Here is a 3,626-nt window from a genome sequence, read left to right on the forward strand (position 1 = left end):
CCTTTAAACAGAGGGGGCATTACTCCGTTTATTCCCCTACAGTTTATTCCGTTCCATACCTGGGCGATAACAAAGCCCGCAAAGAAAGCAGATGCCTGTTCCTGAGGAGTATTCATAAAGGGGAGTCCTAGTATAAGTGCCCCGATTCCTGCTAAAATGTATATTCCGGCAGTAATCAGGATTGATTGGGTCATATATGGAGTGATAACCGATGCTGATCTTGGGATTGGGTTTCTTTTCATCAGTGCCGGGTGAGGCGCTTCTGAACAGAGAGCAAGTGCAGCCAGAGAATCCATAACGATATTAATCCACAGTAATTGTATAATGGTAAATGGCGGAGCAAATCCCAGGAGTGGTGCAATGAACGTCAATATCGCGGCAGCAATATTTATTGTCAGTTGAAAGATCAAAAACCTCTGAATGTTTTCATACAATGCTCTTCCCCACCAGATCGCCTGTTCTATAGTAGGGAAGGAATCATCCAGCAGGATAATATCGCTAGCCTCTCTCGCAACTTCTGTTCCTGCGATACCCATTGCAAGACCCACATCGGCACTCCTGAGAGCAGGGGCATCATTAGTTCCATCCCCGGTTACTGCAACAACCTCTCCATTTGACTGAAGTGCTTTTACCAGCAGGAGTTTGTCATGCGGATCAGAGCGTGCAAGAACCTGAATCTCTCCTGCAATCTCTTTCCGCTTATCGTCTGTTAACTCCCGGAAATCAGGTCCGGTCATAATAAGGCCGGAACCCAGAATACCAGTTTCCCGTGCGATAGTTGCAGCCGTTTCAGCACTATCTCCGGTAACCATTTTAACTGTTACCCCTGCATCCTTGCAATTCTGGACCGCATCAGGAACATCGGGTCGAACTTCATCGCGAATACCCACGTATCCATCCCAGGTCAATGTAGTCAAGTCAGATTCTGAAGAGATCTCTCCATGGGCAAACGCAAGTGTTCGCATTGCCCTTCCTGCGAGATTGTGCAGGTGAGTCAGATCCGGAGTGGGGCTGCATTGTGCAGCAATAATCTCTGGAGCGCCTTTGACAAGAATGAATGTACGTGTTCCAAAAGAGATTGTGCTTGACATCTGCTTCTTTTTGGAGTTAAAAAAATCCTGATAAATTAGTGGGTATGATTTTCTGATCTCCTGGTACCCGATTCCTGCCCGATGAAGCCACCGGAGAAGAGCAGCTTCAGTCGAGTTGCCAACAGTAATCATACGCCCGTCAACATGATCGAGCTCAGCAGTACTATTCACAGCAGCATTGAGCGAGATCCATCCTGCTGCGTTATCCGGAATATCCTGTATTTCTAATGGAACTTCAATGGAAGATGCAGCAACTTCCATCTGGTTCATAGTCAGTGTTCCTGTCTTATCTGTACAAATAACTGTGACTGAGCCGATGGTTTCACAAGCGATAAGGCGTCTTACAAGACTTTTTGCCCGGGTCATCTTTCTCATTGTAAGAGCAAGAGAAACAGTGACACTCACCGGAAGACCTTCTGGTACTGATACAACGATAATGACAACCGCAAACATGCATGCTTGTAAGAGAATTCTAAAGAGATCAAGCATGGATTCAGGTGGAACACCGAGAACCAGTTCCTGGACAAGGACAAGTGTGATTATCAGACCTGCCATCACATACCCAAATTTGCTTATGAGATGAGCGAGATCCTTTAATTTAACCTGAAGCGGAGTGTCAGGCCTCGAGCCTTCGGTCAATGATGAAGCGATCTTGCCCATTTTTGTGGTATCCCCGACAGCAGTAGCGATAAGGATTCCCCGGCCAGCTGTGATATATGAACCCTTTAGAGCGGGATCGTTCTCATTTTTTCTGACCGGCTCACTCTCACCTGTGAATGCGGATTCATCAGCCTCTATATCTGATGTCTGGATTAAGAATCCATCAGCAGGGACCATATCTCCTGCTTCGAGTAGGATCATGTCTCCAACAACTATATCCCGCAGAGGTACAATAGTCGGACTTTTGTTTCTTACAACCTTCACTGCTGTGTCATCACGCATGGCATTTAATGCGTCAAATTCCCGATTACTTCGAAATTCAGTAAAAAATGCAATACTGGTTGAGAGGATTACGGCTAATGCAATACCAAGGGTATCAATAAGACTATTACCTTCAATGATGGCAACAAGAGCAGAAAGGGCTACCGCAATGAGAAGAATCCTGATGATTGGGTCCTGGTATTTATCCAGATATTGTTTCCAAACCGGGATCCGTTTTGGAGGAGTCATTTCATTCTTGCCATAGGTTTCCCGAGATTCCAAAACAGATTCAGAGGAAAGGCCGTCTTTATTATATTGGCCCTGGTCTGGTATGGGTATCATAATACCATGATCATGTTGTATAGCAACATCACAATTCCGGCAGATTTCATATAATGAGCTACCGGTCAGATTCCAGCAGGGACCAACAGACGGCAAAAGAGGATCATAGGTAGCTTATTGAATCATGGATCCTTTTCTGGTGAGAATACAAATAAAACCATGATTATTCATGAAATGGCAACGCGATACCGGACTTTCCGGAAGAATATTTCTCACATGGATCCTGCTTTTACTTGTCTATCTGATCTTCATGGGAGTCCTCATGGCGCTTGGGCTTCCTTCCATGTTTATCATTGTCATCGCAGTTGGAATGGGGCTTGTTCAGTATTTCTTCTCAGACAAACTTGTGATGATGACTACTGGTGCACGGATAGTTGAGGAAGATGAATATCCTGATCTGCATCGAATGATTGAAAAATTATGTGCAGAAGCTGATTTACCAAAACCACGTATTGCGGTTATGCAATCTCCAATGCCGAATGCGTTTGCCACCGGTCGGAGTCCTCATCATGCTGTTGTTGCAGTAACCGATTCCATTATAGTTACCTTGAACAAGGCTGAACTGGAAGCAGTTCTGGCACATGAACTCTCTCACATCAAAAACCGGGATATTCTGACAATGACAGTAGCAGGGTTTGTTGCCATGATCGCTTCAATGATTATGAACAACTTTCTGTTTGCATCATTATTTAACCGTGAACAAGGTGGAGCATGGATTATTGCAGGTATAGTTGCAGCAATCGTGTGGGTTTTTTCCACAATACTTATGATGGCCTTATCCAGGTATCGTGAATTTGCAGCAGATCGCGGAGCTGCGTTCATTACTGAAGATCCGGACGCTCTTATATCTGCACTTAAGAAAATCAGTGGTAAAATGGAACGGATTCCTACCGAGACCCGGGCCGCAGCGGAAGGAGCAAATGCGTTCTATATTATTCCTGCAATTTCCGGACAAACATTTGCGGCATTATTTTCAACTCATCCGCCATTAGAAAAACGGATTGAGAATCTTGAAAATGTGCGTCGGGAAATCCGTGGATATTAATCCTCTTTTTTTCAGAGTCCAGGTTATCTGAAAGAACCTTTACATTCTTCAGGATTAACCGGACAATTGTGAAGATAGGCGTAATACTAAACTATGGGCATATCAATGGTATGATATCATGGTATCAGGGTTATTATACCAGGTTTGAGGTTGTCGAATTGATACTATGGCTGCTTCAATGTCCAGTATTGAATAGGAAATGAGGACAAACTCGCTCTGGTTTAATC

2 protein-coding genes are annotated in these 3,626 nt (G+C 44.4%); one reads left to right on the forward strand and one right to left on the reverse strand.

Translation table 11 applies throughout. From position 1 onward, the window contains the following. Window positions 1-2,294 (reverse strand): calcium-translocating P-type ATPase, PMCA-type (locus tag VN429_RS03570; protein ID WP_325629873.1); only part of this gene is annotated, 2,294 nt, incomplete at its 3' end. A 229-nt stretch (window positions 2,295-2,523) separates the two neighbouring features. Between VN429_RS03570 and htpX the strand changes: the two genes are divergently transcribed. Further along, entirely contained in the window at window positions 2,524-3,399 is an 876-nt protein-coding gene (gene htpX, locus VN429_RS03575; protein ID WP_325629875.1) for a zinc metalloprotease HtpX, read from the forward strand. Window positions 3,400-3,626: the final 227 nt, after the last annotated feature.

Source organism: Methanospirillum sp., from assembly GCF_035560735.1.
Classification (GTDB): domain Archaea; phylum Halobacteriota; class Methanomicrobia; order Methanomicrobiales; family Methanospirillaceae; genus Methanospirillum.

Excerpts from the sequence above, each read along its gene's own strand:
- htpX (WP_325629875.1), top strand. The coding sequence starts at position 2,524 with ATGAAATGGCAACGCGATACCGGACTTTCCGGAAGAATATTTCTCACA.